Origin of the sequence: uncultured Jatrophihabitans sp., assembly GCF_964244045.1 — a bacterium.
Lineage (GTDB): Bacteria > Actinomycetota > Actinomycetes > Mycobacteriales > Jatrophihabitantaceae > Jatrophihabitans.
Window position 1 is genome coordinate 114,272 of the sequence record NZ_CAXTHK010000006.1, and the last position, 24,834, is coordinate 139,105.

The window sequence follows — 24,834 nt, forward strand, 5'->3', positions numbered from 1 at the left end:
AGCGTTCAGACGACACCGATGAGGATCCGCGGGTGGGCGGCAGGCGTCAGCCACCTCAGCAACGGCACCAATCGGCTCTGCGGAACGGCGACGCAGCCGGCGGTCGGCTTGCCGTCCGTGACATGCAGGAAAAATGCGCTGCCCTTGCCGGCGTGTACGCCTCCGGGAGCATTGCGGGTGTTGTAGTCGATGACCACTGCGTAGTTGTAGTAAGGCGTCTCGTAGTACAGCCGCTCGTTGACGCCGTCGTTGTAGCCGCAAGACCCGCACCGTTGGCGGGTGTTGTAGAGCCGGCCACCGTCGCTGATCCAGTAGTCGGACGGCGTCGTCTTGACGTACGGCAGCGCGGTGCCAGGGTCGCTCATCCGGCCGAAGGCCTGCGTCAGCGTGAACGTGCCCGCGGGCGTGCGCGACGTCATCTCACTCGCCGTGCCGATGCCCTGCGCGCCGACGTGCGCGGTGATCGACGTGCCGTACTTCTGCCAGCCGCCGGCGACCTTCCTCCAGGCCTGCAGGGTGGCGACGGTGCTGCCGTGCGAGCGAGCGGTGACCGTGATGACGCGCGTCGCGCTGCCGGTGGAGTACCGCAGCGGTAGCCGCTGCCCGGTCGCCTTGGGCGCGGCACGCGCGACCGGGGCCGCGTGGCGCGGGGTGACCTGGGCGCCCGGACGGGTCGTCGGCCGGGACGTCTGCGGGTCTACTACCAAGGGACGGGCCGTCGTGACCGGGTGGGTCGCGGGGTGCGTGGTCGTCACGACGGCGGACGGGACGGCCGAAGTGACGGCAGCACGTGCGGCCGTCGATGCCGGCGTCGGCGACGCCGCGGCAGGGCGTGCGGTCACCACCGGCCGTTGGGTCGAGGACGGCGGACTGACAGGTACGTAGGCGGGCCGCGAGGTCGGCGCCGCACTGCTCGTCGTGCGGGCTGCCGCGTCCGGCGTGCTGTCCGCGTGGCTCATGCCGAACACGACGACGGCACACCCACCGACGGCGAGGGACGCCGTGAGCGCAGCGACGACCCGGCCGACGGACATGGGGCGAGTGTGCCAGTTGTGGCTGGTGTGAACCAATCCGCCGCGCGGAGACCCCGTCGATCCTGCTCAGGTTCGCCTGTCACGCTACGTGCATGACCGATTCCCACGATGTGCTCGAGGTCGCCCTCATCGAGATCAACCCCGGTGCCGAAGAGGACTTCGAGACCGCCTATCGCGGCGTGCGTGAGGTGCTCACCTCGACGCCGGGTTGTCGCTCCGTCCGGATGACGCGCGGCGTCGAATCGCCGTCGCGCTTCACCCTGCTCGTCGAGTGGGAATCGGTCGAGGCGCACGAGCAGAATTTTCGTGGCTCCGATCGGTTCGCCCAGTGGCGCGGCGCCATCGGGCCGCACTTCGCGCAGCCGCCGGTCGTCGAGCACTTCCGCGACGTCCGGTGATCACCGTAGAACGCGAGGTCGTCATCGAGCGCCCCCTGGCGCACGTCTTCGCCTACCTGTCGGACTTCACCCACACCGAGCAGTGGGACCCGGGCACCGTCACCACCGTGCGCACCGACGGTGACGGTCCGTTGGTCGTGGGCGCAACGTTCCACAACACGTCGGAGTACCGCGGCCGGCGTACCGAACTCGACTACCGCGTCGTCCGGCTCGACCCGGACGAGCACCTGACCTTTACCGGCGTGAACAAGACCGTCGAGGCCACGGACGACCTGACGTTCCGCAGCGAACCGGGCGAGGACGGCGAGCACACCGTGATCACCTACCGCGCGCATTTCCGGTTCAAGGGCGTCTTCCGGTTGGCGGAACCCCTTCTACGTAAGGGTTTCCAGCCGATCGCCGACGACACCGTCATCCAGCTCAAGCGCACGCTCGAGTCGCTGATCTGATCGCCTACTCGGGCGCTACGGCCTCGACCAGGTTGCCGTCCGGATCACGCACGATGGCGTTGAACTCGCCGCGTCGGTAGAGCGGCCAGCGCCGGGGGCCCGAATGTTCGCTGCCTCCCGCAGCCAGCGCAGCGTCGTGAAAGGCCTCGACTGCAGCGCTCGTCGCGGCGCGTAGGCCGACGTGCACGCCCTGCGTCGGCGTCGGCGAGGTCACCACCCAGATCAGTGCTCGCCCACCGGGTTCGCCCCAACCGGCAGCCTCGATCTGCGCGTCGTCCTCCTCCTCGTCGACGAGTTCGTCGAGCCGGACGAACCCGAGCGCGCCGAGCGCGGCCTCGTAGAACGTGAGGCTGCGGTCGAGATCGGACGCGGCGATGGTGACGTGGTCGAGCACGGCGGTCTCAGACCGGCTCAGACCGGCTCAGACCGGCCATGACTCCTGGCGCCACGCAGCGTCCCAGAACATCCACTCGTAGCGGGCAACGGTGCGGAAATGCTCGCGGGTGCGCCACGCTTCGCCGCCGGCCAACCCGACGCCGACGCGGTCGGCGAGCTCGAGCGCCTCCTCGACGGCGACGGCGAATTCGTCCCCGCCGTAGGTGTCGATCCAGAGCTGGTACCGCTTCTCGGACGAGCCCTCTTTGATCAATTCGGCACCGACGCGCTGGTAGATCCAGTAGCAGGGCAGCACCGTGGCCAAGCCCTCGGCGAATGTGCCGCCGTGGGTGACCGCCAGCAGGTAGGACGTGTAGGCCCGGGTGGTTGGTGAGATCGTGACGCCGGCGAGCTGCTCGCCGCTGATGTCGAGGGCCGGCAGCAGCGAGGAATGCAGCAACAATTCGACATCGGCGGTGTCGGCCGAGTGGCTGGCGAGCATGGCCGTGTCGGCGTGCGAGACCGCCTTGCTGGCGAGGATCGACAGCGCCCGGGCGTAGTCACGCAGGTAGGCGGCGTCCTGAGCGATGTAGTAGGTGAATCGTTCGGACTCGAGCGTGCCGGTCGTCAGGCCGTCGAGGAACGGGTGCGTCAGGATCGCGTCGTAGATGTCACTGGCGCCGTCCCACAACCAGTCCTTCCACGTGTCGGCCACGCCGCTCCTCTGTATTGCTCACTCGCGTCACGCGGCTGCGCGGTCGTCGATGGGATGAGAGTGAATACTGACACGGTGCATCCGGGCCAGCCAGTTACGGCGCTCACGATTGCTGGTTCGGATTCCGGTGGGGGCGCCGGAGCGCAGGCCGATCTGAAGACGTTCCTGGCCTGCCGGGTGCACGGCATGTCGGCGATCACCGCGGTCACCGTGCAGAACTCCCTCGGCGTCTCGGGGTTCTACGAACTCCCGCCGCAGGCTGTGGCCGACCAGATCGAGTCGGTGACGACTGACATCGGCGTCGACGCCGCGAAGACCGGCATGCTGGCGTCGGCCGCGATCATGACGGCGGTGGCCGAGGTCGTCACCCGCCTGCACATCACCCCGTTCGTCGTCGATCCGGTGGCTGCTTCGCAGCACGGTGATCCGCTGTTGCGTCCCGATGCGTTCGAGGTGTTGCGCGATGTGATCGTGCCGCTGGCCAGCCTGATCACGCCGAACCTCGGTGAGGTCAAGCTGCTCACCGGCGTCGACGTCCGCACCCGCGATGACATGAAAGACGCCGCCCACGCCCTGCTCGCGCTTGGGCCACAGGCGGTGCTGGTCAAGGGTGGCCACCTGCCCGACGGCGACGCGATCGACCTGCTCTACGACGGCACGACATGGACGGAGTTCACCGCGGCGCGGCACACCACCGCGCACACCCACGGGTCGGGTGACTCGCTGGCTTCGTCGATCACTGCGGCTCTGGCGCGCGGCTTGTCGCTGGTGGACGCGGTGCGCGAGGGCAAGGCGTTCGTCACCGGCGCGGTCGCCGGGTCATTCCCGCTCGGCGCCGGCCTCGGGCCCGTCGGCCATTTCTGGCGGATCAAGGACTGGCCGGACTGATCGGCTTGTCCGCCGAGATGGTCGTGATCTCCCTACGAATCACGACCATCTCAGCCGACAAGCCGCTCATGGACTGATCGCGCGCAGGCGGGCGGCGAAAGCGGACGCGGCGGCGCCGGGGTCCTCGGCGTCGGTGATGGCTCGGACCACGACGGCTCGTCGCGCGCCGCGGGCGATGACCTCGTCGAGGCGCTCGAGCGACTCGATCCCGCCGATCGCGAACCACGGCCGCTCGTCCTGGTGAGCGGCGGCGTGCCCAAGCAGTTCGACTCCTGCAGCCGGGCGACCCGGTTTCGTCGGCGTCGTCCAGGTCGGGCCGCAGCAGTAGTAGGCGACGTCGTTCTCGGTGCGGGCGGCGTCAGCCTGGCCCGGTGAGTGCGTCGAGCGGCCGAGCAGGACGCCCTCCCCCACAATGTCGCGGGCGACGGGCACGGGCAGGTCGTCCTGGCCGAGATGCAGGATCGGCGCGCCGACCGCGCGAGCGACATCGGCGCGGTCGTTGACCGCCCACAGCGCGTCGTGACGTTCGGCGGCCGCCGCGAACGTCTCGAGCAAGCGCATCTCCGCGCGCGCCTCAAGACCCTTCTCGCGCAGCTGCACCACGTCGACCCCGTTGGCCAGGACGACATCGAGGAAGTCGGCGAGGTCACCAGTGCGTGACCGCGAGTCGGTGCAGAGGTACAGGCGGGCGTGCTCGAGCGTTGACACGCCGCCCAGCGTAGGGTTGGCGTCGCAACGGGAGCTCGCCGCGGGGCGGGCTGAGAGGGCCAGCAGGCCGACCGTCGAACCTGATCCGGGTAATGCCGGCGCGAGGGAGCATATGTCTGAGCACGTACCAGTGGACGTTCTGATCGTGGGCGCAGGCGCCATCGGTGCCGCGAGCGCATGGCGGTGCGCGCAACGCGGCCTGACCGTCACGCTCGTCGATCCCGAACCGGGTCGCGGCGCGTGGCACACCGCGGCGGGGATGCTTGCCCCGATCACCGAACTGCACTACACCGAGACGCCGCTGCTGACGCTGAACCTCGACTCCTTGGCGCGGTATGCGTCGTTCGCGGCCGAGGTCAGCGAGGAGTCCGGGCTGCCGACCGGTTACCGCGAGACGGGAACGGTGGCGGTTGCCTGGGATGGCGCGGATCTCGCCGCCCTGCGCGACCTGCACGCCTTCGCGCAGCGGCTCGGCGCGCGCGCCGAGTTGATCACCGGCCGTGAGTTGCGGACCCTCGAACCGGCGGTGGCGCCGGGGCTGCCGGGCGCGCTGTTCGCACCGGGCGATCACCAGGTCGATCCCCGCCTGTTGCATGCGGCGCTGCTCGAGGCCGGGCGGCGTCGAGGCGTGCAGACGGTGCTGTCCAACGCGTCGATCGTCACCGACGGTGCGCGGGTCACCGGCGCGCGACTGTCCGACGGCACGGTCTGCTCGGCCGGGACGGTCGTGCTCGCCGCCGGCTGCTGGTCGGCATCGATCGACGGCCTGCCGTACGGCACCGCACCGCCGATCCGGCCGGTGAAGGGTCAGACGCTGCGACTACGCCTGCCCGGCCCGCCGCTGCTGGAACACGTCGTGCGCGGGGCCGTGAAGGGCACGCCGATCTACATCGTGCCCCGCGCCGATGGACGCCTCGTGGTCGGCGCGTCGACCGAGGAAGCCGGCTTCGACCGGTCGCCGCGAGCCGGTGCCGTGTACGAGTTGCTGCGCGACGCGCAGTCGCTGGTGCCTGAGCTCGGCGAGGCCGTTCTGGACGAGGTGTGCACGGGCCTACGTCCCGGCTCCCCCGACAACGCGCCACTGGTCGGCGCAGGCGTGCTCGACGGCCTTGTGCTCGCGACCGGGCACTACCGCAACGGCATCCTGCTGACCCCGGTGACGGCCGACGGCGTCGCCGCCTTGATCACCTACGGTGCGCTGCCCGAGGTGCTGGCCCCGTTCGCACCGAATCGCTTCGCCGATGTAAACGGAAGTATCGAGCGGCACCTGATCACGAACGGAGGCGGGACATGACGATCCTGCTCAACGGCAAGCCCTTCGATGCCGAGGACGGCACTACGCTCTCCGCGCTGATCCTGGCCGAGACGGGATCGGCTCGCGGCAGCGCGGTGGTCCTCGACGGCTCGGTGGTGCCGCGCTCGGAATGGGACGACACAACGCTTGCCGACGGCGCCGACGTCGAGATCATCACGGCGGTGCAGGGTGGATGAGCGACGCTTGCGGAGCGAACAAGCGCATAGCGGCGATCAGGACAGTTTCGTCGTCGCGGGCGTCGAGCTGGGCTCGCGGCTGATCCTGGGCACAGGCGGCGCGCCAAGTCTGCAGGTCGTGGACGAGACGCTGCACGCGTCGGGCACGGCGCTGTGCACGGTGGCGATGCGCCGGGTCGACGCGGCTACCAGCGGCACGATCATCGACGTCATCGACCGCCGCGGCGTGCGGGTGCTGCCCAACACCGCCGGTTGCCGCACCGCCCGCGAGGCCGTACGCACCGCGCAGCTGGCCCGCGAGGCGCTCGAGACGGACTGGGTGAAGCTCGAAGTTGTGGCCGACGAGCGCACCCTGCTGCCCGACCCGATCGAGCTGCTCGACGCCGCACAAACCCTTGTGGCGCTAGGGTTCCGGGTCTTCCCGTACACCAACGACGACCCGATCCTGGCCCGTCGACTGCAGCAGGCCGGGTGCGTCGCGGTCATGCCCCTGGGCTCACCGATCGGGACGGGTCTCGGCATCGGCAATCCGCACAACATCGAGCTGATCGTCAGCGAGGCCAGCGTGCCGGTGATCCTGGACGCCGGCATCGGCACGGCGTCTGACGCCGCGCTCGCCATGGAGCTCGGCTGCGATGCGGTACTGCTCGCCTCGGCCGTCACCCGGGCGCAGGATCCGCGCGCCATGGCCGAGGCGATGCGGTTCGCCGTACAGGCCGGCCGCCTCGCGAGCCGGGCTGGGCGCATCCCCAAGCGACGTCACGCGCAGGCGTCGTCGCCCACCCAAGGGATGGCCGTGTTATGACCGCGGTCGAAGACAAGCCGAGCGACGAGGCACCGCTGACGCTGGATCAGCCGGCCGTTCGCTCGTTGCGGCTGATCGATCAGCTCGGCATGTGGGGCAACCTGGGCGTCAGCCTGCTGGGGTTCACCGGCGCGATCTACGTGCTCTACCCGGTGGGCGACACGGCCATCTCGCTCGGCGCAGCGCTGCTGGCGCTCGTCGTCGGCACCGTGTTCGGCACCGCGGCGGTTGCGGTGGCTGCCATACCCGGCACGGCCACCGGGTCTCCGGCGATGGTGCTGCTGCGCGGGTTGTTCGGAGCACGGCTGTCGTGGCTGCCCACCGTGCTCAACGTGGTGCAGCTACTCGGCTGGACGACGTTCGAGATCGTCACCATCAGCACCGCCCTGCACCAGATCACCGACAGCGTGCCGAGGTGGGTGTACGTCGTCCTGGCCGGCGTTGTGACCACAGCCCTCGCACTGCGCCCGCTCGGCTGGATCCGACTGCTGCGCCGCTACGTGACCATCGCGGTGATCATCGCGCTCGCGTACCTGGCGGTTCAGCTCCTGCGCAATCCTCTGCCGGCTCTGGGCGACGGGCCGTGGACCGGGTTCTGGATCGCCGTCGATTCGGTCATCGGCGTCGCCGTCTCGTGGGTGCCCGTCGCGGCCGACTACACCCGCCATTCGAAGTCGACGCGCGACACGGTCATCGGCACGTTCGTGGGGTACTCGATCAGCCAGATCGCTTGCTACGCCATCGGTCTGATCGCGCTGGTCACGGTGGCCAAGGGCGACGACGGACAGATCTTCAGCGCCTTTATGGCCATACCGATAGGTACGGTGGCGTTCGCGGTGCTCGCCATCCGCGAGATCGATCAGTCCTTCGTCGACACCTTCTCGGCCGCGGTGTCGGTGCAGAACCTGCGCCCTCGTTGGGACCGTCGGGTGATCGCGGTCGCGCTGGGCAGCCTGTGCACCGTGCTCGCGCTCGTGCTCGACATCGGCAACTACCAGGACTTCCTGCTGCTCATCGGCTCACTGTTCGTTCCGCTGCTCGGCGTCTTCGCCGTCGACTGGTTCGTGGTCTCCCGGCAGAACTGGGATCTGTCCGAGCACGCACCGCTACGCCTGGCCATGGTGCTGCCGTGGCTGGTCGGTTTCGTCGCCTACCAGCTCGTCAACCCGGGGTACCTCGGGCCGTGGTCACGGGCGTGGGGCCACGTCCAGGACTGGCTGCACTTCACTCCCAGTGACTGGATGAGCGCATCCCTCATCTCCTTCGCCGTGGCCGCCCTCGTTACCCTTCCGGTCGGACTGATCGAGAGGACGACGCAGCGTGCTGGTACATCCCGAGGTCGCTGACGCGCTCGCGGCCGGTCGACCAGTCGTAGCGCTCGAGAGCACGATCATCAGCCACGGACTGCCACGTCCGGACAATCTGCGGATCGCCCGAGAGATCGAGGGCGCCGTGCGCACCGGCGGCGCGACCCCGGCCACCATCGCCGTCGTCGACGGCCAGGCGCGCATCGGCCTCGACGACGCTGCGCTCGACCGGGTGGCGTCCGACCCGTCCGTCGACAAGGTGTCGGTGCGCGACATTGCCGTGGCCGCGGCCCGCGGCGGCGTGGGCGCCACCACCGTCGCGTCAACCGCGCACCTGGCCGCCCGGGCGGGGATCCGGGTGTTCGCCACCGGCGGACTCGGCGGTGTGCACCGCGGCGCCCGAGACACCTGGGACGAATCGGCCGACCTCACCACGCTGTCGCGCACGCCCGTGCTCGTCGTCTGCGCCGGCGTGAAATCCATCCTCGACGTCGGTGCCACCCTGGAGCGGCTCGAGACGCTGAACGTCGGCGTGCTCGGCTACCGCACCGAACGCTTCCCCGGTTTCTACCTGCGCGACAGCGGCCACGGCCTGTACTGGACGGCGCAGTCGCCGCAGCAGGTCGCCGACGTCCTGCGCGCCCAGGACGAGCTCGGCAGCGCCGCCTACGGGCTCGTCCTGGCGAACCCGATCGACGTCGCCGACGAGCTCGACCACGAGCTGCACAACACCACGCTGCACGCCGGGCTCGCCGCAGCCGACGCCGCCGGAGTGCACGGCAAAGACGTCACCCCGTTCCTGCTCGAGTTCTTCCACCGCGAGACGGACGGGGCGTCCCTGGCCGCGAACGTGGCGCTCGTGCTGAACAACGCGCGGCTGGCGGCCGAGGTCGCCGCGGCCTACGCGGGGTGACCGTGCCGCACGTCGTCTGCCTCGGCGACCTCATGGTCGACGTGCTGGCCCGGCTGCCCGGACCACTGGCACCGGGATCGGACACCCCCGCGCCGGTGCGGCTCACCGGCGGCGGTGCGGCGGCCAATGTCGCCTGCTGGCTGGTGGCGGCCGGCGCACAGGCCACGTTCGTGGGCCGCGCGGGCGATGATGCCCTGGGGCGGCAGGCGGTAGCCGACCTGATCGACGCCGGCGTCGAGGCCCGGGTGTCCGTCGACCCGCAGCGCCCTACCGGCACCTGCATCGTGCTCGTGGCGCCGGACGGCGAGCGGACAATGGTGCCCGACAACGGCGCCAACGCCGGGCTGGGCGAGATCGCGCCCGACCTGCCCGAGCACGCCGACGCGCTGTACGTGTCCGGCTACGCGTTGCTCGGCGCGGGTTCCCGGCCCTTCGCGCTCGAGGCCATGCGGATCGCCCGGGAACGCGGCTGGCCGATCGTCGTCGACGCCGCGTCGGCGGCACCGCTGCAGACCGACCCGGACTTCCTCGCCCGGCTCGGCCGGGACGTCTTGGTCCTGGCCAACAGTGACGAGGCGCTGGTGCTCACCGAACTCGACGACGCGGCGGCGGCCGCGCAGTCGCTCGCGCTGCGCACCGGCACTGCCGTCGTCAAGCGCGGCGCGGCCGGGGCCGTGTGGTCGGACGGCTCGGGTGTGCGCTCGGTGCCAGCTGTGCCCGCGGATGTCGTCGACACCACCGGCGCCGGGGACGCGTTCGCCGCGGGCTTCCTGGCCGCTTGGCTCGCCGGCGTCCAGGTGGGTGAGGCGTTGGTTGCCGGTACGCAGCTCGGCGCGCACGCCGTCGGGACGGTCGGCGCCCGCCCCGAACATTCGCCCCGAAAACCGCGCGGAACAGAGTGCAGCAACTCCATCAGGTCGAGCTGCGCGCGCCCGGGGGTGACGTGAGCAGTGAGAACCACAACGTCTTGCCCGCCCGGCGCGGCGAGGATGCAATACCCCACTTCGTCGACAGCGCGTCGACGAGACGCAGACCGCGGCCGTGCGGTTCGTCGGCGGCCGGCGACCCGAGCACCGGCTGGCCGTCGCCGTCGTCGCTGACGTCAACCCGCAGCGCGCGGCCCGCAGTCGTGAGCGTGACGGTGAACGCCGTGGCGGCGTGCACGATGCAATTGGTGGCGAGTTCGGAGACGAGCAGCTCGGCGCGGAACACCGTGTCCGGTGCGTGTCCGATCATTGCCTCGGTCACGAACGAGCGCGCGGCCGCCACCGACCTCGGCTCGGCCGGCAGCCGGCACTCGCACTTCACAGGGTCACCGGCAGGGTCGGCACCATCGTCATCGGCAGGATCGACCTCAGACCGCAGAGCTCGACAAGGCGGGACACGGCCGGGGACGGATTGACCAGTGCGATGTCGGGCACCGCGTCGGCGACCTCGAGCAGCATTCCGATCCCGGAGCTGTCCATGAAGCCGACCTCGCTGAGCTCGAAGCTCACCCGAACCGGCGCGGCGGAGAGGATCCGATCGAGATGTGTCTTGATCACAGGCAGTGACGACAGGTCGACCTCACCGGCCAGTTGCAACTCATAACTGCCCTGGTCGTCGTGCCGCTCGGTCACCTCGAGCGGCGCCGGATGTTCATCAGTCACAGTCGGCTCTCCCGTGCTGCTGCCGTGCGGTGTGTGAGGCGTATTGCCAGGACCGCCGTGTCGTCGTCCGACCCGGCCGGCTGGAGCTCCGCCAGGATCGTGTTCAGCATGGCGTCGATCGGCGCCGAGGTGTGGGATGCCGCGGCTCGCAAGCGCGCCAAACCATCGTCCAACGTCTCTCCGCGCTGTTCGACGAGGCCGTCGGTGTAGGCCAACAGCGTCGCCCCAGGCGGCAGTTCGACCGTCGTCGACTCGTAACGCGCGCCCCGCTGCACACCGATCGGTGGGCCGATACGGGTCTGGACGAATCGGCTGTCGGGCCCGTCGACGATGAGCATCGGCAGGTGCCCGGCGTTGGCAACGGTCACCGTCCCCGTCTCGACATCGATCAGCCCACACACCACGGTGGCGAAATGCCGGTCACGGGGCATGGTCAGCAGGCTGCCGAGCAGGTGCAGCACCGTGACCGGGTCATGGCCCTCGCTCGCGTACGCACGGATGGCGAAGTGCAGCGCTGCCATCACCGAGCCGGCCTCGATTCCGCGACCCGACACGTCGCCGACGGCGAAGAACACGTGGGTGTCGTCGACGGGGACGATGTCGTACCAGTCGCCCCCGATCTCGACGCCGTTGACGCCGGGCAGGTAACGCGCACCCAGGTCGAGCCCGGCCAGAGTGGGCAGCCCGTCCGGGACGAGCGCGCGCTGCAGTGACTCGGCGATGCTGCGCTGATCGCGCAGCAGGGCGTCGATCTCGTTCGTCAGCGCCTCGGCCTTGCGTCGACGCTTCACCAGTCGATCGGTCAACACCCCGGCCCCGAGCGCGACGGCCGCGCCCAGCACCAGCACGACCCACCAGCGCTGGTCGGCGTACCGCCCGCCGAGCGAGCCGCGCGAACCGATCACCAGCGTGAGCGTGGCCGTTCCGAACGGCACTGTGGCGACCGTCTTGTGCCCGTGCAGGGTGGGGGTCAACTCACTCGTGATCAGCAGCTTGTCCGGCACAGCACGGCGGCCGAGGTAGAGGGCGTAGCGCAGGTCCGCGAACGGCGAATCCTTGTTGACCTTCGTGTGCCTACGCTGGCGCAGCTGGCTCTCGACGTACACGACGTAACGGGTGGCGCCGCGCGAGGAGCCGTAGCCGTAGCCGAACACAGTGGAGGTCCCGGTGAGGATGCCGTTGACGGACACCGCGCCGGCGGTGGCGGCCTTGCGCACGAAGGCGGTTGCCGCAGGGCCGGTCGTGCCCAGCTGCGGGGCACGGTCGATGACGGTCAGCACCCTCGTGTTCGTCGCCGACACCGACCACAGCGACAGGGAGACGAAGCGCGTCTGCTTGGCCATGAAGCTGGAGACGTAGCGCCGGAAGCTCGGTGAGTCGCCGCCCGTCACCGACGCGATCTCGGCAGCCGAGGCCAGCGGCGTCGCCAGGTTCTGGATGAAGGACTGCACGAGGGTCGCGGTCTGGCGGGCCTGCAGCCGCTCGAGGCGGTTCTCATTGGCGTCGTTGACGACGGCGACGGTGATCGACGATGCAGTTGTCAGCGCCATGATCACGGCGCAGACGACGACACTCAGCACGGTGGGGCGCAAAACGAACCACCGTGGCGTGGCGCGGCGTCGGTCGGGCCGCACGAGCTGCGTGACGTCGGCCGAGACCCGGCCACGCCGGAGCCCGACATCCACCACGGAAGCACCCTCCTTGCACTACTCAGTGTCACTCTGACTGGTTAGGCCTTTACCTAGGGTGCACGGAGATAAAGACGGTGTCTAGATCCGGCTCGCGGGGTCTGTCCGGTTGCTGGCGCTACGCCGGAAATTTCATGGCCCGATGCACCCCGCATACTGACCGGTATGGCCGAACACACGACGCTGTCCATCGAGTATCGAGAGCGCGTTGCCGTGCTGACGCTTGATCGTCCCGATGACGCCAACAGCCTGAATCCGACGATGGCCCGCGAGCTTGCGGACGTCGCCGCAGCGCTTGATCGCGACGAACAGGTGAGGGCAGTCGTGCTCACCGGCGCCGGCCGGTTCTTCTGCGCCGGTGGCGACGTCAAGGCCATGTTGGAGTTCCCGAACATGGCGGTGGGGCTGAAGAGTTTGGCCGACGACCTGCACCGCGGGATCTCGACGCTGAACCGCATGCCGGCGCCGCTGATCGTGGCGGTGAACGGAACGGCCGCCGGAGCCGGTTTCAGCCTGGTCACCGGGGGTGACCTCGTGGTGGCTGCCGAGTCGGCGAAGTTCACGATGGCGTACAGCAAGATCGGTCTGAGCCCGGACGGCAGCTCGTCGTATTTCCTACCTCGGGTGGTCGGGCTGCGCCGGGCGCAGGAGCTGATGTTCACGAACCGGGTGCTGACCGCGAACGAGGCCTTCGACTGGGGTCTCGTGACGCGGGTCGTCGCGGACGGGACGGTCTTGGACGAGGCGTTGACGCTAGCCACGCTGCTCGCGGCCGGCTCGCGCGGTTCCCACGCCGCGATCAAGCAGCTGCTGACGGCCAGTTTCGACAACTCTCTGGAGACGCAGATGGAGCTGGAGGGCCGGTTGATCGCTGACCGCGCCGCCTCGCCGGACGGTCAGGAGGGCACCCGCGCCTTCGCGGCCAAGCGGGCCCCGGCTTTCGACTGAGCGACGTGCGCGGAGCGAAACGGGGGACGTCAATCGTTGTTGCGGGAGGTGAGGTCAGCGCCCACGAAGCTGGCGTGCAGTCCGGTCGGGTCGACGGTCAGGGAGCGCACCTTGATGTCGAAGGGCAACCCGTCCAGCGGGAGCGAGACGTTGAAGATCTCGTTCAGGGCGGTTGCGACGGCACCCAGGTTGTCGCCCGCACCGTTGATCGACGATTTGCCGAACGTCAGCGCGCCGTTGACCAGCGCGGGGCGCACGCTGATGGTCGGCGAGATGGTGCCGATCACCGGTAGGTCGAAGGTCTTCGACGCCCTGATCCGGCTGTTCCCGACGTAGCGGACGTCGACACCGAGCCGCTTGCCCAGATCGGCGTAGTCGATCGTTGCCTTGGCGGTCAGGCTCTGGACGTGGAAGGTGGCGAAGTCGCGCGACAGGGTCAGCTTGTTCATGTCGACGTGCAGGTGCTGGATGTTGAGGGCGCCGTCGGCCACCGGCAGATCGTCGGCGTCAACGATGAGGTGGTCGTAGTTGCGCCGCACGAACTGGGTCAGGAACGGCACGCCGTCGATCGACACGTCGGGGCGGTTCTCGAGGTGCTGTGACGACTGCAGGTTCTCGGCCGCGAGCCGCTCGGCCAAGTAATCCCCGCCGCGATCGAGGACCACCAACAGCACGAGCAGTACGACGACGAGGATGAGGACCCGACGCAGCCAGCGGCTGCGTCGCCGCGGGTGGGCGATCGTCTGCTCCGCTGTCGACGTCATCACCGGGACGTACCCAACCGTTGTCGGTGGCACGCGGCAGACACAGCGCGGGTCCACCTCCGCGCTGCTGGCCGAGCGGCTTGCCCGGCAGGGTCTGGCCACCCGCGCGGCACCGTCCACCTCGTAGACACCCGCGACCTGCGCTGGCTCCTGCGGCGCTGGCAGCGAGCCTTGCCGCGCTGCCCAGCACCGCACCGCACGGCACCGCACCGAGCAGTGGGTCCGGCATCGGCGCCGCCCGGGCGATCGGGTTGATCAGCGACGAACTGACGCGCTGCGACCTGGACGGCAGGCCGGGTTTTCGGCGCGGTTCGGTCGAGCCGGCGAGCGGTGTCCGGCTGCTGCCCGCCACAGCGCGATGCTGGCCTCCGTGCGGCACCCGCTCGTCTACCGCGGCGGCACGGTTTCGCCGACGCTGGTTATCAACGGTTTGGGGCTGGTACGTGGACGCTTGGCCGCGCCACGCGAACGGCGCTCGTCACACTGACGCCGTTCGATCGGTTGACGGTCGACCTGCACGTCGGGCCGGCCGGTTAGGACGCTTCGGGCAACGTCGGCTTGCGGCCGGCCAGGGCGAACGGGGCGCTGGACCGGACCTCGGCCATCACCCGCTTGGTCAGGGCGGTGGCGCTCTCGCCCTCGTGCGGCTGGCCTGCGGCCGGCTCGAAGAACTCCACCCGGATGCGGGGCCGCTTCGGGAAACGCACGATGTCGACGGCGCCGACGATACGCAACCCGATCACCCGCGACGTGGGGACGGCCAACGCCAGCCGGCCGGCGCCGCTCAGGGCTCGCATCTGGCGGCCGCGCGAGATGGTGCCCTCGGGGAACACGCCGATGCACGCCCCCGCCTCGAGCTCCTCGATGGCCCGGCTGAGCGCGGCGGCATCGCCGCGGCCGCGCTCGATGGGGATCTGACCCATGTGGTCGAGCACCCACGACACGATCGGGTTGCCCCACAGCGAGGCTTTGGCCAGCGCGCGAATCTGCCGGTTCGGCGCGGCGACGCCGGCCACGAGCGGGTCCCACTGACTGTCGTGGTTACTGAACAGCACCACAGGGCCCGGATGGTCGAGCAGCTCCGCGCCGCTGACCTGCAGGCGTCCCCACCACCGCACGAACGGCGTCGCGACGATCATGACGATGCGATAGGCCAGTGGCACCCGATGCGATTTCACCGCGTCATCTTGGCATCCGCTACGTGCGTTCGCCGAGCTGGATCGGCCGGGCCAGCGGGACCCCGGGGCGGTATGCGAGATGGACGTGGCTGGGCGCCGCCAGCATGGTCAGGTGCGGCCGGGCCCCGACCGCGATGCGGCCGATGTCGGTGCGGCGCAGGCTGAGCGCGGCACCCGCGGTGGCCGACCACAACGCCTCGGCCGGCGTCAGACCCATCTCGCGCACGGCGAGCGCGACGGCGAACGGCATCGACGAGGTGAAGCTGGTACCCGGGTTGCAGTCGGTGGCCAGGGCGACGGTGACGCCGGCGTCGACCAGGCGCCGGGCATCCGGGTAGGGCGAGCGGGTCGAGAACTCGACGCCCGGCAGCAGCGTAGCCACCGTGTCGGACGTTGCGAGTGCATCGACGTCGGCTCCGGTCAGATACGTGCAGTGGTCGACGCTGACCGCGCCCAGCTCGACGGCCAACTGGACGCCCGGCCCGGCCGCCAGTTGGTTGGCGTGCACCCGCAGGCCGAGCCCGGCCGCTGCCCCGGCGGTGAGGATCGTGCGCGACTCGTGGGCGTCGAAGGCGTGGGCGCTCGCCGGTTCGCAGAACACATCGATCCAGCGTGCGTAGGGGGCGCAGGCAGCGAGCATCTCGCCGGAGACGAGCCGCACGTACTCGTCGCGTTCGGCGCCCGGCGGGACGACGTGGCCACCCAAGAAGGTCGTCTCCTCGGTGACGGCCCGGGCCAGCTGCAGTATGCGGCGCTCGTCGTCGACGGTGAGGCCGTAACCACTCTTGATCTCGATCGTGGTCGTGCCCTGGCTGTGCAGCTCGAACACCCGCTCGGCCAGCGCGGTGCGCAGCTCGTCGTCAGACGCCGCGCGAGTGGTCGCGACCGTCGAGGCGATCCCGCCCCCGTCGTAACGCTCGCCGGCCATCCGGGCCGCGAACTCGGCCGAGCGATCGCCAACGAACACGAGGTGGGTGTGCGAATCGACAAAACCCGGAATGACGGACCGACCGGTGGCGCCGATGCGCCGATCGGCCGCAGGGGCGTTCACCGCCCGGCCGACCCAGTGGATGGTGCTGCCGTCGGCGACGACCGCGGCGTCGTGGATCAGGCCGAGCGGTGAGCCGTCGCCCTGGTCGGGGTCGTTGGTGACCAGCTCGGCGATGCCGTCGATCAGGGTCGTTGCCATGCGTCCTCGATCGCGTCGGTGAGCAGCCGCCCGACGTCACCCAGGACGTGGGCGCCGCCGCTGACGACGGTACGGCCGTCGACGAGCACGGTGTCGACGTCGCCCGCGGTGGCCGCATGCACGAGCTGGTCGGGCGCCGCGCCGGCGGTACGCACGGTGTCGGTTCGCACGGCGACGAGGTCGGCGCGTTGGCCGACCTCGATGCGCCCGGCGTCCGGCCAGCCGAGCGCGTCGTGCCGGGTGAGGGCGGTCAGCAGTTGAGCCGGGGTGAACCTGCCGCGTTCGTGGCTGCGCAGCCGCTCGTGTGCCTCGAGCCCGCGGGCCTCCTCGAACGGGTCGATCACCGCGTGCTGGTCCGAGCCAAGGGCGAGTGCGACGCCGGCGTCGGCGAGCTCGCGGGCCGGACCGATGCCGTCAGCGAGGTCACGCTCCGTGGTTGGACAGAAGCAGACAGTCACGTGGTGATCACTTATAGTAGCGATATCACTCACCGTCAGGTGGGTGCCGTGCACGGCGGTCGTTCGCTCAGTGAGCACGCCGGCGTCGGCGAGCAGGTGAGTGGGGGTGCGTCGGTAGAACTCCTGGGTGGCCGTATTTTCTCCCAGTTGCTCGGACAGGTGGACATGCAGCGGGCGGCCTTCCGCAGCCTCGGCCACCCGCCCGAGCGCCTCCTCGGGCACGGCTCGGACAGAGTGCACCGCCACGCCGTTGCGGGTGTTCGCGTCATCCTCGATTGTCGAGCTCCGTAACGCCCAGTGATCGACGTCGGTGTCGGCGAACCGGCGCTGCACTGGATCTAGTGGTCGGTGGCCAGTGGCGTCGAGCCCGCCTGCCAGGTAACACGCGTCGAGCAGGGTGAGCCTGATGCCGGCCTCGCGAGCCGCAGCGCGCAACGCCTCGCCCATCACATTCGGCTCGGCGTACGGCCGGCCGTCCGGCGCATGGTGCAGGTAGTGGAATTCCCCCACTGCGGTGATACCGGCCAGCGCCATCTCGGCGTACGTCGCCCGCGCCAACCGCAGGTAGGTGTCGGGGTCGAGGTGTGCGGCCAGGGCGTACATGCGCTCACGCCACGTCCAGAAGGTGCCGCCGTCGGCGTGGGTACGCCCGCGCAGCGCGCGGTGGAACGCGTGGCTGTGCCCATTGGCGAACCCGGGCAGCACGACGCCGGGCAGCAGCAGCGCCCCGGTGCTCGGCCCGCCGGTGTCGATTGCGGCGAATCGCCCGTCGATGATGTCGATGCGGACGTCTCGCGCGGCGCCATCGGGTAACAGCGCCGTGCTCGCAAAATACGCGGTCATGACACGTTCGCTCCGCAAGCGTCGCTCATCCCGCGAGCCGTTCGATCACGCGCACAAGCGCGTCGACGCCGGCGTGGCAGTCGTCGCGTTCGGCGAACTCGGCCGGCGAGTGCGAGACGCCTGTCGGGTTGCGGACGAACAGCATGGCGGCAGGGATACCGGCCGCTGCCAGGATGCCGGCGTCATGGCCGGCGCCGCTGTCGAGCAGCGGGACGTCGTCGAGCAGACCGGCGAGGTCGGTGGCCAGCGTGCCGTCGAACGGTGTCGCGCCGGTCCAGGACTCTTCCGTGACGGTGCCGCGCAGGGACTCGACCTTGTCCCCCACGTCCGCCACGATGGCCTGTACTTGGTCTTCGGTTGCCGCCCGCGCGTCCAGCCAGGCCGTGACGTGCGACGGGATCGCGTTGACCCCGTTCGGCGTCACCTGCACCTTGCCGACGGTGGCCACCCCGTCGTGTTCGACGGCAGCGATGCGCGCCGACTTGACGAGGTGCGCGAACGCCTGCATCGCGTCGTCGCGGTCGGCCATCAACGTGGTGCCCGCATGGTTCGCCGTGCCTACCAGGTCGATGCGCCAGCGCCCGTGCGGGCGGATGGCGGTGCCGACGGCCACGGAGCGGCCCAGGTCAACGAGCCCGCGGCCCTGCTCGACGTGCAGTTCGACGAACGTGCCGATGCGGGCCAGCGTCTCGCGGTCGGGGCCGAGATGCTCGAGGCGGCGGCCCGAGCGTGCGAACGCCTCCCCCAGCGATGTGCCGTCGACGTCGCTCAGCCCACGCGCACGCTCGGCGTCCAAGGCACCGGTGATGAGGCGCGACCCGGCACAGGCGATCCCGAACCGAGCGCCCTCCTCGTCGCCGAAGTTGACTACTGCCAGCGGCCGCGAAGGACGGAATCCCTTGTCGCGCAGGGCATCCAACGCCGCGAAGGAGCTGACCACACCGAGCGGTCCGTCGTACGCACCGCCGTCGGGCACCGAGTCCAGGTGCGAGCCCACTACCACTCCCGGGCCGTGCGCGTCGGGGTCACCGAGCCAGGCCCACTGGTTGCCGGCGCGGTCCTCGAGGACGTCCAGTCCGCGCGCACCGGCCTCGCCGGCGAACCACTCCCGCAGGATGGCATCCTCGTCCGTCCAAGCGAACCGGCGGTACCCGCCCGACCGCGCGTCGCGCCCGATCGGCTCGAGCGCTGCCCACATGCGGTCGAAGGTCACACGCCCTCGGCCATCGGGATGCGCACGCCCCGCTCAGCCGCTACCTCGTCGGCGCGGTCGTAACCGGCGTCGACGTGCCGGATGACACCCATGCCCGGGTCGTTGGACAGCACGCGGTCGATCTTCTGGCCCGCGAGGTCGGTGCCGTCTGCGACGCAGACCTGACCGGCGTGGATCGAGCGGCCGATGCCGACGCCGCCGCCGTGGTGGATCGACACCCACGAAGCCCCGCTCGCCACGTTGACCATCGCGTTGAGCAGCGGCCAGTCGGCGATCGCGTCCGAACCGTCGGCCATGCCTTCGGTCTCGCGGTAGGGCGACGCCACCGATCCGCAGTCCAGGTGGTCGCGGCCGATCACCAGTGGCGCGCTGACCTGACCGTCAGCCACGAGCTCGTTGAACCGGACGCCGGCCTTCTCGCGTTCGCCGTAGCCGAGCCAGCAGATGCGCGCGGGCAGTCCCTGGAAGTGCACCTTGTCCTGTGCGAGCTTGATCCAGCGGGCGAGGGATTCGTTCTCGGGGAACAGGTCCAGGACGGCGCGGTCCGTGCGGGCAATGTCTTCGGGGTCGCCGGACAGCGCCGCCCAGCGGAACGGGCCCTTGCCCTCGCAGAACAGCGGGCGGATGTAGGCCGGGACGAAGCCCGGGAAGTCGAAGGCGCGGGTCAGGCCGGCGGTACGCGCCTCGCCGCGGATGGAGTTGCCGTAGTCGAAGACCTCGGCTCCCTTGTCCAGGAACGCCACCATGGCCTCGACGTGCCGCGCCATCGAGGCCTGCGCGCGCCCGGTGAACTCCTCGGGCTTGCGGGCCGCGTGGTCGTGCCAGTCGGCGAAGTCGACGCCGACCGGCAGGTAGCTCAGCGGGTCGTGTGCAGAGGTCTGGTCGGTCACGATGTCGATCGGTGCGTCGTTCGCGACGAACTGCGGCACCAGGCTAGCCGCATTGCCGAGCAGCCCGATGGACAGGGGCTTGCGGGCGGCCTTGGCCTCCTCCGCGAGACGCAGCGCGTCGGCGAGGTCCGTCGCCTGTACATCGAGATAACCGTGCTCGATGCGTCGTTGGATGCGCGACGGGTCGCATTCGATGCAGATCGCCACGCCTCCGTTCATGGTGACGGCGAGCGGTTGCGCGCCGCCCATTCCCCCGAGGCCGGCGGTGAGGGTGATGGTGCCCGCGAGCGTGCCCCCGAACTTCTTCTCGGCGACGGCGGCGAACGTCTCGTAGGTGCCCTGCAGGATGCCCTGCGTGCCGATGTAGATCCACGAGCCGGCCGTCATCTGCCCGTACATGGTCAGACCGAGGTGCTCGAGACGGCGGAACTCGTCCCAGTTTGCCCAGTCGGGGACAAGGTTGGAGTTGGCAATGAGCACCCGCGGCGCCCACTCGTGGGTGCGCATGACGCCGACCGGCTTGCCCGACTGCACGAGCATCGTCTCGTCCTGCTCGAGCGTGGTCAGTGTGCGCACCAGCGCGTCGTAGGCCGCCCAGCTGCGGGCCGCGCGCCCGGTGCCGCCGTACACAACAAGGTCGTCGGGACGCTCGGCCACCTCGGGGTCGAGATTGTTCATCAACATCCGCAGAGGCGCTTCGGTCTGCCAGCTCTTCGCGGTGCGGGTCGTGCCGCGGGGGGCACGAACCGGGCGGGCTCCGTCCATGATTGCTCTCCTTCGCGTTGAGGTCTCCCCATTGCACACCGGCCCGGGGCCCCGTGGCGGCTCACTCGCCGCTTTGCAGTCTGAGATCGCAGACATAGGGTGACGGGCGTGGCCATCGTCCCCGCTGCTGCGCAGACGCTCGCGATCCTGCAGCTGCTCAGCGCACAGGCCGGCCCGGTGCCCGCGGCTGTCATCGTCCGGTCACTGGGGCTCCCCCGCTCGACCGTCTACCACCTGCTCTCGACGCTCGTCGACTCCGGCTTCGTCACCCATCTGCCCGAAGACCGGCGCTACGCGCTGGGCATCGCCGCCTATGAACTCGGCACCGGCTACACGCGACAAGCGCCGCTGCAACGCCTGGCCCGGGTGCCGCTGGCGGAGCTCGTCGACCGCACCGGACACACCGCGCACCTGGCCGTGCAGCACGGGCGGGAGGTCGTCTACGTCATCGAGGAACGCGCACCCGGACAGCCGCCGCTGGTGACCGACGTCGGCGTGCGACTGCCTGCGCAGCTGACGGCCAGTGGTCGAGCGCTGCTCGCGGCGTTGCCGGCGGCCCAGATCCGCGCGCTGTTCCCGGACGCCGCCACCTTCGTGCTGCGCACCCCCGTGGGCCCACGCTCACCCACGGCGCTGCGAGCGCTGCTGACCGATGTCCGGCGACGCGGCTACGCCATTGAGGACGGTGAGGTCAGCGCCGGCTGGGCCTCCGTTGCCTCGGCGGTCTTCGACCACTCCGGGCACCCGGTGGCAAGCGTGGCCGTCACCTTCCCGTCGGTGAGCACACCGGCGCCGGCGCGCGCGCGGATGGCCGTGGTGACGCTGCGCACGGCCGACACCCTCACCCGTCGGATCGGCGGGGTCGTGCCCGACCGCCCGTGAGTCAGACGGCGCGGGCGCGCTCCTCGTAGGCCTGCCGAGCGAGCGGGTCGACGCCCGCGGTGAACGCGGTCTCGGCGCCGAGCGCCCGGCCGAGGAACTCCGACACCCGCGACGGCAGGAAAGCCTGTGACATGGTGACCGCACCGGCCAGCTTGGTGACGCGTACGCGGGCACGCGGGCGGACGACGAGCCCGGCGATGGCGTCGGCGACCTCTCCCGGCTCGGCGTTGCGCATGCCCTTCGTTCCGGACGTGCCGGCCACCAGCTCGGTGTTCGTGAAGAACGGCATGACCTGCGAGATGGCCACTCCGGAATCGCGGTACTCGCGGCGGGCGGTCTCGGTGTAGGCCTTCACTGCGTGCTTGGTGGCGCAGTAGGTCGCTCCACCGGGCACGTAGCTCTCCCCCGCCAGCGACGAGACGTTGATGATGTGCCCGGAGCGGCGCGGGAGCATCCGCAACAGCGCCTGCTTGGTGCCGGTGATGACCCCGAGCACATTGATCTCGACGATGCGGCGGCTGACTGCGTCGGCCTCGTCGGCCGTGGCGCCGAGCGGCATGATGCCGGCGTTGTTGACCAAAACGTCGACCGGGCCCAGGACGTCCTCGACGTCATCGAGGAAGCGTTCAAAGGAGTTCGGGTCGGTGACGTCGAGGTGGGCGTACGCGGTGATCCGGAGCTCGCCGACGGCCTGCTTGAGTCGCTCGTCGTCGACGTCGCCGATCGCAACGTGGGCGCCGTCGGCGATCAGCCGCTGCGCAGTGGCGTAGCCGATGCCGCGGGCTCCGCCGGTGATGGCAACGACCTTGCCGCGGACCGTTCCAGCCTGAGCCATGCCGACCTCCCGAAGGTGACGCGTGGTCTGCGCATCTTGTCAGGTAGTGACGGTGACGGCACCACTGCGTGTGTCGAGGAAGGCCCCGGCATCCTCGACGGTCATCGGTCGGGACAGCAGGTAGCCCTGCGCGGCCTCGCAACCGAACGTGCGCAATAGTTCGAGTTGCTGCTGGTGCTCGACGCCCTCGACGACCACCGGCAGTCCGAAGGCGTGCGCTGCGTGGATCATGAGTTCCAACAGCACCCGGTTCGACTTCTGGGTGGTATCGAGGAACGACCTGTCGATCTTGATGATGTCGACCGGCAGGCGCTGCAGTCGGGCGAGCGAGTTGTATCCCGTTCCCCAGTCGTCCATGCTCACCCGGACGCCGATCGCCCGCAGCTGCTCGCAGTGCTCGGTTGCCAGCAGGTCGTCGTCCAGCATCGTTTCGGTGATCTCCAGGATCAGCGACTCGGGCGGCAGGCCGGACATCGCAAGCGCCGACTGCACGTCCTGGACGACCCGGGGCGCCGAAATGTGCCGGCGTGAGATGTTCACCGCGACCTGCATGGGCCGCTGCCGGCGGTGCTGCTGGTGCCACAACGCCATCTGCGCGGTGGCGTGCTGTAGGACCCAGCAATCGATGTCGCAGATCAGAGCCGAATGCTCGGCCGTGGGAATGAAGTTGTCGGGTGGCATCAGACCGTGTCCCGGCCGTTCCCAACGCACGAGAGCTTCGAATCCGATCACGATCCCCGAGCCGACCCCGATAACCGGCTGATAGTGCACGCGCAGTTCGTCGCGCTCGATCGCGAGCCGGATCGCCTCTTGGACAAGGTGCTGCTCGGCGAACTCTCGACGCAGCGATTCGTCGAAGACCTCGACCCGGCCACGACCGGCCGCCTTGGCCAGATAAACGGCGGTGTCGGCCTCGTGCAGCAGCCGGTCTGCATCGGTAGAACCGTCCTGGCTGATGGCCATACCGACGCTGGCGCCGATCCGCACGCGACGAACTGCGCCGACGACCATCGGTGCACTGAGCCTCTCGATCAGGCGCTTCGCGATCTGCAGGGCTTCGGTCTCGGCGCTGAGAGTCTCGAGCACCACCACGAACTCGTCGCCACCGAGGCGGGACACGACGTCGCCCGAGCGAGCCGCGGCCTGGAGCCGGCTGGCCGTCACGCGTAACACCTCGTCACCCGTCGCGTGGCCGTAGCTGTCGTTGACGGCCTTGAAACCGTCGAGGTCGATGAACAACAGGCCGCACAGGGATCCGGTGCGTTGTGCCCGGTTCAACGCCGCCTTGATGGCTTCCATGGCCTGCGTCCGATTCGGCAGGTTCGTCAACGCATCGTGCGCGGCCTGATAGGCGAGCCTGCTCTGCAGCACATCCCGATCGCGGTTGCCCGCAACGATCTGGCTGATCACGACCTTCATCCGCATGATCACGAGCAGGAACACGATGACTGATCCGACGATGACCGGCCAGACGTCCAGCGACGCGCCTGCGACCTGCTCAAGAGCCAAGGTCGCAGGGGCGACAAGCACTGCGGCGCCAAGGGCGAGCAGCCGGGCGCGGGTGAAGCGCGAATCGGCGTCAACGGTCGGCGGCTTCGACAGCCGGGCCATGGTCGGGTGCGCCGCTGCAGTTCCCCAGGCGACGTAGGACGCGAGCCAGATCGCTTCGTAGCTGCTTGTCCCGGATGTCGTCCAGATGCCTAGGGCCGCATACATCGTGTCCCCGGCGATGAGCAGGGCGACGGCACCCAGCAGCAACCGGAACGCCGTCGTGCGGCCGCCGGAGGTCATGACCAGGCGGATGAGCACCCCGACGAGCAGAATGTCCGCCGCGGGATAGGCGACCTCCACCGCAGCGGCGACGGCCGAGTAATGCGCTGCATTCAGCGTCGGCCGGGCCAACAGCACCCAGGACAACACCCCCAGTCCTGCGGTGAGCGTGAAACTGTCCAGCAGACCGGCCAAGTCCCGCTTGGGCCGGCCACCGCGAATCAGCAGCAGCAGTCCGACTGCCAGCAGGGGGTAGGCCGCCAGGTAGAAGGCGTCCGCGGGTGACGGGTAGACGTCCAGGTGCTCGACGTCCTTAAACCAGCTGTCGACGGCATCGCCGATGACCCACAGGGCCTGCCCGGCCGCCATGAACAGCCAGGGTGCACGCCGCGCCGGTCGGTGCAGGACAACACCCGCGACGATGGCGCCGACGCAGGATGCGCCGACGAGCACGTAGACGATGTCACTTCCGATGCCCTTAGGCATGAGTTCGAAGCCCAGCATTGCCGCAAGACCGAATGCGAGGTAGCGCCGCCAGAGCACGGCAGGCAGGCCCGGACCAGAAGCTTGGGCGGTGTCGGCCAACCGCGCCTGCGGTTGGGCTGGTAACTGGGGTCGAGGGGCACCAGCACCGCGCATGCGCGGTGACAACGGAGCGCGGGTGGCCATGGTGCCTCCT

Annotated in this window: 26 protein-coding genes and 1 riboswitch; of the genes, 11 read left to right on the plus strand and 15 right to left on the minus strand. The window is 69.9% G+C overall.

The genetic code is table 11. From position 1 onward, the window contains the following. Positions 1-5: 5 nt before the first annotated feature. Positions 6-1,034 (minus strand): L,D-transpeptidase family protein, encoded by a 1,029-nt coding sequence (locus tag ACFFC4_RS07300; RefSeq protein ID WP_375499270.1) that lies wholly within the window; start codon positions 1,032-1,034, stop codon positions 6-8. A gap of 92 nt (positions 1,035-1,126) precedes the next feature. Here ACFFC4_RS07300 and ACFFC4_RS07305 point away from each other — a divergent pair, with 92 nt between their 5' ends. Continuing rightward, positions 1,127-1,432: an antibiotic biosynthesis monooxygenase family protein gene (locus ACFFC4_RS07305; RefSeq protein ID WP_375499272.1), complete on the plus strand. Its 306-nt coding sequence runs from the start codon at positions 1,127-1,129 to the stop codon at positions 1,430-1,432. Continuing rightward, complete coding sequence (locus ACFFC4_RS07310; RefSeq protein ID WP_375499274.1) at positions 1,429-1,881, plus strand: SRPBCC family protein; 453 nt, start codon at positions 1,429-1,431, stop codon at positions 1,879-1,881. The genes ACFFC4_RS07305 and ACFFC4_RS07310 overlap by 4 nt, the downstream gene beginning before the upstream one ends. 4 nt (positions 1,882-1,885) lie before the next feature. Here ACFFC4_RS07310 and ACFFC4_RS07315 read toward each other — a convergent pair whose 3' ends face one another. Together ACFFC4_RS07315 and tenA are read right to left on the minus strand one after the other, a co-directional pair. Further along, entirely contained in the window at positions 1,886-2,275 is a 390-nt protein-coding gene (locus tag ACFFC4_RS07315) for a VOC family protein (RefSeq protein WP_375499276.1), read from the minus strand. A 27-nt stretch (positions 2,276-2,302) separates the two neighbouring features. Beyond that, the gene (gene tenA, locus ACFFC4_RS07320; RefSeq protein WP_375499278.1) at positions 2,303-2,971 is read right to left on the minus strand and encodes a thiaminase II; all 669 of its coding nucleotides are present in this window, start codon (positions 2,969-2,971) and stop codon (positions 2,303-2,305) included. 54 nt (positions 2,972-3,025) lie between these two features. Here tenA and thiD point away from each other — a divergent pair, with 54 nt between their 5' ends. Beyond that, positions 3,026-3,859 (plus strand): bifunctional hydroxymethylpyrimidine kinase/phosphomethylpyrimidine kinase, encoded by an 834-nt coding sequence (gene thiD / locus ACFFC4_RS07325; RefSeq protein ID WP_375499280.1) that lies wholly within the window; start codon positions 3,026-3,028, stop codon positions 3,857-3,859. 66 nt (positions 3,860-3,925) lie between these two features. Here the strand turns inward: thiD and thiE are convergent, their stop codons facing one another. Then, the gene (thiE, locus tag ACFFC4_RS07330) at positions 3,926-4,567 is read right to left on the minus strand and encodes a thiamine phosphate synthase (protein ID WP_375499282.1); all 642 of its coding nucleotides are present in this window, start codon (positions 4,565-4,567) and stop codon (positions 3,926-3,928) included. Positions 4,568-4,584: 17 nt separating this feature from the next. Then, positions 4,585-4,691: riboswitch (TPP riboswitch) on the plus strand. Positions 4,692-4,697: 6 nt separating this feature from the next. On the opposite strand from thiE, the gene thiO reads away from it, so the two are divergent. The 6 genes from thiO to ACFFC4_RS07360 are packed head-to-tail and all read left to right on the plus strand — an operon-like array spanning position 4,698 to position 10,030. Then, positions 4,698-5,861, plus strand: a complete 1,164-nt coding sequence (gene thiO / locus ACFFC4_RS07335) for a glycine oxidase ThiO (protein ID WP_375499284.1) — start codon at positions 4,698-4,700, stop codon at positions 5,859-5,861. Further along, positions 5,858-6,058, plus strand: coding sequence for a sulfur carrier protein ThiS (thiS, locus tag ACFFC4_RS07340; protein ID WP_375499286.1), 201 nt, complete (start codon positions 5,858-5,860; stop codon positions 6,056-6,058). Before thiO ends, thiS begins: the two co-directional genes overlap by 4 nt. 7 nt (positions 6,059-6,065) lie before the next feature. After that, the gene (locus ACFFC4_RS07345; protein WP_375499288.1) at positions 6,066-6,863 is read left to right on the plus strand and encodes a thiazole synthase; all 798 of its coding nucleotides are present in this window, start codon (positions 6,066-6,068) and stop codon (positions 6,861-6,863) included. After that, positions 6,860-8,209, plus strand: a complete 1,350-nt coding sequence (locus ACFFC4_RS07350) for a purine-cytosine permease family protein (RefSeq protein WP_375499290.1) — start codon at positions 6,860-6,862, stop codon at positions 8,207-8,209. The genes ACFFC4_RS07345 and ACFFC4_RS07350 overlap by 4 nt, the downstream gene beginning before the upstream one ends. After that, entirely contained in the window at positions 8,184-9,083 is a 900-nt protein-coding gene (locus ACFFC4_RS07355; protein ID WP_375499292.1) for a pseudouridine-5'-phosphate glycosidase, read from the plus strand. Before ACFFC4_RS07350 ends, ACFFC4_RS07355 begins: the two co-directional genes overlap by 26 nt. Beyond that, positions 9,080-10,030: a carbohydrate kinase family protein gene (locus ACFFC4_RS07360; RefSeq protein ID WP_375499294.1), complete on the plus strand. Its 951-nt coding sequence runs from the start codon at positions 9,080-9,082 to the stop codon at positions 10,028-10,030. Before ACFFC4_RS07355 ends, ACFFC4_RS07360 begins: the two co-directional genes overlap by 4 nt. On the opposite strand, the gene ACFFC4_RS07365 is transcribed toward ACFFC4_RS07360, so the two are convergent. From ACFFC4_RS07365 to ACFFC4_RS07375, 3 genes are read right to left on the minus strand one after another with little or no spacing between them, the layout of a single operon-like run. Next, positions 9,996-10,391, minus strand: a complete 396-nt coding sequence (locus tag ACFFC4_RS07365; RefSeq protein WP_375499296.1) for an ATP-binding protein — start codon at positions 10,389-10,391, stop codon at positions 9,996-9,998. The two genes, ACFFC4_RS07360 and ACFFC4_RS07365, sit on opposite strands and share 35 nt — an antisense overlap. Then, entirely contained in the window at positions 10,388-10,732 is a 345-nt protein-coding gene (locus ACFFC4_RS07370) for an STAS domain-containing protein (protein ID WP_375499298.1), read from the minus strand. Before ACFFC4_RS07370 ends, ACFFC4_RS07365 begins: the two co-directional genes overlap by 4 nt. After that, positions 10,729-12,420: a PP2C family protein-serine/threonine phosphatase gene (locus ACFFC4_RS07375; protein ID WP_375499300.1), complete on the minus strand. Its 1,692-nt coding sequence runs from the start codon at positions 12,418-12,420 to the stop codon at positions 10,729-10,731. Before ACFFC4_RS07375 ends, ACFFC4_RS07370 begins: the two co-directional genes overlap by 4 nt. Before the next feature lie 165 nt (positions 12,421-12,585). On the opposite strand from ACFFC4_RS07375, the gene ACFFC4_RS07380 reads away from it, so the two are divergent. Next, positions 12,586-13,368, plus strand: coding sequence for an enoyl-CoA hydratase/isomerase family protein (locus ACFFC4_RS07380; protein WP_375499302.1), 783 nt, complete (start codon positions 12,586-12,588; stop codon positions 13,366-13,368). Positions 13,369-13,397: 29 nt separating this feature from the next. Here the strand turns inward: ACFFC4_RS07380 and ACFFC4_RS07385 are convergent, their stop codons facing one another. From ACFFC4_RS07385 to hutU, 6 genes are all read right to left on the minus strand, one after another. Continuing rightward, on the minus strand, positions 13,398-14,132 hold the full coding sequence (locus ACFFC4_RS07385; RefSeq protein WP_375499304.1) for a DUF2993 domain-containing protein: 735 nt from the start codon (positions 14,130-14,132) through the stop codon (positions 13,398-13,400). A 533-nt stretch (positions 14,133-14,665) separates the two neighbouring features. After that, positions 14,666-15,310 (minus strand): lysophospholipid acyltransferase family protein, encoded by a 645-nt coding sequence (locus ACFFC4_RS07390; protein ID WP_375499306.1) that lies wholly within the window; start codon positions 15,308-15,310, stop codon positions 14,666-14,668. Positions 15,311-15,329: 19 nt separating this feature from the next. Further along, positions 15,330-16,499 (minus strand): imidazolonepropionase, encoded by a 1,170-nt coding sequence (gene hutI / locus ACFFC4_RS07395; protein ID WP_375499308.1) that lies wholly within the window; start codon positions 16,497-16,499, stop codon positions 15,330-15,332. After that, on the minus strand, positions 16,484-17,800 hold the full coding sequence (locus ACFFC4_RS07400) for a formimidoylglutamate deiminase (RefSeq protein WP_375499310.1): 1,317 nt from the start codon (positions 17,798-17,800) through the stop codon (positions 16,484-16,486). Before ACFFC4_RS07400 ends, hutI begins: the two co-directional genes overlap by 16 nt. A gap of 25 nt (positions 17,801-17,825) precedes the next feature. Next, positions 17,826-18,998 (minus strand): allantoate amidohydrolase, encoded by a 1,173-nt coding sequence (locus tag ACFFC4_RS07405; RefSeq protein ID WP_375499384.1) that lies wholly within the window; start codon positions 18,996-18,998, stop codon positions 17,826-17,828. Positions 18,999-19,009: 11 nt separating this feature from the next. Beyond that, the gene (hutU, locus tag ACFFC4_RS07410; protein ID WP_375499312.1) at positions 19,010-20,668 is read right to left on the minus strand and encodes a urocanate hydratase; all 1,659 of its coding nucleotides are present in this window, start codon (positions 20,666-20,668) and stop codon (positions 19,010-19,012) included. A 108-nt stretch (positions 20,669-20,776) separates the two neighbouring features. On the opposite strand from hutU, the gene ACFFC4_RS07415 reads away from it, so the two are divergent. Beyond that, positions 20,777-21,550, plus strand: coding sequence for an IclR family transcriptional regulator (locus ACFFC4_RS07415; protein ID WP_375499314.1), 774 nt, complete (start codon positions 20,777-20,779; stop codon positions 21,548-21,550). 1 nt (position 21,551) lies between these two features. Here the strand turns inward: ACFFC4_RS07415 and ACFFC4_RS07420 are convergent, their stop codons facing one another. Both ACFFC4_RS07420 and ACFFC4_RS07425 read right to left on the minus strand, forming a co-directional pair. Further along, positions 21,552-22,385: an SDR family oxidoreductase gene (locus ACFFC4_RS07420; RefSeq protein WP_375499316.1), complete on the minus strand. Its 834-nt coding sequence runs from the start codon at positions 22,383-22,385 to the stop codon at positions 21,552-21,554. Between the two features lie 39 nt (positions 22,386-22,424). Further along, complete coding sequence (locus ACFFC4_RS07425) at positions 22,425-24,824, minus strand: putative bifunctional diguanylate cyclase/phosphodiesterase (RefSeq protein WP_375499318.1); 2,400 nt, start codon at positions 24,822-24,824, stop codon at positions 22,425-22,427. Positions 24,825-24,834: the final 10 nt, after the last annotated feature.

Excerpts from the sequence above, each read along its gene's own strand:
- ACFFC4_RS07400 (WP_375499310.1), bottom strand. The coding sequence starts at position 17,800 with ATGACCGCGTATTTTGCGAGCACGGCGCTGTTACCCGATGGCGCCGCG.
- ACFFC4_RS07385 (WP_375499304.1), bottom strand. The coding sequence starts at position 14,132 with ATGACGTCGACAGCGGAGCAGACGATCGCCCACCCGCGGCGACGCAGC.
- ACFFC4_RS07350 (WP_375499290.1), top strand. The coding sequence starts at position 6,860 with ATGACCGCGGTCGAAGACAAGCCGAGCGACGAGGCACCGCTGACGCTG.
- thiD (WP_375499280.1), top strand. The coding sequence starts at position 3,026 with ATGAGAGTGAATACTGACACGGTGCATCCGGGCCAGCCAGTTACGGCG.
- ACFFC4_RS07425 (WP_375499318.1), bottom strand. The coding sequence starts at position 24,824 with ATGGCCACCCGCGCTCCGTTGTCACCGCGCATGCGCGGTGCTGGTGCC.
- ACFFC4_RS07380 (WP_375499302.1), top strand. The coding sequence starts at position 12,586 with ATGGCCGAACACACGACGCTGTCCATCGAGTATCGAGAGCGCGTTGCC.
- hutI (WP_375499308.1), bottom strand. The coding sequence starts at position 16,499 with ATGGCAACGACCCTGATCGACGGCATCGCCGAGCTGGTCACCAACGAC.
- hutU (WP_375499312.1), bottom strand. The coding sequence starts at position 20,668 with ATGGACGGAGCCCGCCCGGTTCGTGCCCCCCGCGGCACGACCCGCACC.
- ACFFC4_RS07420 (WP_375499316.1), bottom strand. The coding sequence starts at position 22,385 with ATGGCTCAGGCTGGAACGGTCCGCGGCAAGGTCGTTGCCATCACCGGC.
- ACFFC4_RS07405 (WP_375499384.1), bottom strand. The coding sequence starts at position 18,998 with ATGTGGGCAGCGCTCGAGCCGATCGGGCGCGACGCGCGGTCGGGCGGG.
- thiS (WP_375499286.1), top strand. The coding sequence starts at position 5,858 with ATGACGATCCTGCTCAACGGCAAGCCCTTCGATGCCGAGGACGGCACT.
- ACFFC4_RS07300 (WP_375499270.1), bottom strand. The coding sequence starts at position 1,034 with ATGTCCGTCGGCCGGGTCGTCGCTGCGCTCACGGCGTCCCTCGCCGTC.
- ACFFC4_RS07305 (WP_375499272.1), top strand. The coding sequence starts at position 1,127 with ATGACCGATTCCCACGATGTGCTCGAGGTCGCCCTCATCGAGATCAAC.